Source organism: Parachitinimonas caeni, assembly GCF_030129945.1.
GTDB classification, from domain to species: Bacteria; Pseudomonadota; Gammaproteobacteria; order Burkholderiales; family Chitinimonadaceae; genus Parachitinimonas; species Parachitinimonas caeni.
In genome coordinates this window covers 1-524 of sequence record NZ_JARRAF010000172.1, presented here as the reverse complement: position 1 = coordinate 524, position 524 = coordinate 1, and the positions used below count along the sequence as shown (strand labels likewise).

Annotated in this window: 1 protein-coding gene; it reads left to right on the top strand. The window is 67.7% G+C overall.

Going from position 1 to position 524, the window contains the following annotated elements:
- On the top strand, positions 1–524 hold a 524-nt coding region (locus tag PZA18_RS24165; protein ID WP_308447458.1), incomplete at both ends, for a hypothetical protein.

The window sequence follows — 524 nt, the reverse complement described above, 5'->3', positions numbered from 1 at the left end:
AACCAGTACGCCGGCGACAGCCAGACCCTGGCGACCCAGGCCGCCAGCACCGTCATGACCTACACCGCCGGCGGCCGGCTCAAGCAGATCACCGACGGGCGTGGCAACGTCACCGAGTACAGCTACGGGCTGAGCGACAACACCTACACCCTCAACGCCCGCACCGGCGAGCTGCAGGCCCGCACCGTCACCCAGAAAGCCTCGGCCGGCGGCCAGGATGCCATCACCCGCACCGACTACGACGGCTTTGGCCAGAAGACCGCCCAGCGCGTGGTCGAAGACAGCGCGACCGTGGTGGGCGGGCTGGAAAACGGGAACGAACTCGTCACCCACTACCGCTACGACCTGCAAGGCAACCTGATCAAGCTGACCCGGCCGCAGAGCCAGCGCTGGCTGGGCGGTGTCGGCGACAACCCGGGTGGCAATACCGAAGCGGTCACCCCGGTCGAAACCTATCAGTACGACTTCTCGGGCAACCGCATCCGCCAGCACGTCAGCTACACCGGCGGCAGCGTGGCGGCCAC